The sequence below is a fragment of the Dellaglioa sp. CoH-56-MRSF-14 genome, assembly GCF_056782115.1.
Genome location: NZ_JBXAYB010000094.1, coordinates 1 through 281, shown reverse-complemented (window position 1 = coordinate 281; position 281 = coordinate 1). Strand labels below are relative to the sequence as shown.

Below are 281 nucleotides of genomic sequence, written 5' to 3'. Positions count from 1 at the left end.
CCCGACGATCGACAAGCCTTGTACTTCGCGGCCTATCTTGTGCAGGAATTCCAAAAGCGCAGTCGCGAGGAAGTCGTGTGGCACAACCTATACGGCGGCTTCGATAATCCTGTGCTCCGAAAGTACGACGACACCGAAGTACTGCGCGATCCGGGTATGTTGGTACTCACAAACCTGAGCCCCCAATCGACCAACACGAAACTAGACAAGACTCGCGATTTGGTTACGCGATTTGCCAACATTCCACGTGTGCTGGTAGTAGTAGGCGAGGACCCTATCTC

The 281-nt window shown here is 53.7% G+C and carries 1 protein-coding gene; it reads left to right on the top strand.

What is annotated here, in order from left to right; all coding sequences use genetic code 11:
• Positions 1 to 281: hypothetical protein (locus AC1RPX_RS07950; protein WP_481763357.1), on the top strand; the 281-nt coding region annotated here is incomplete at both ends.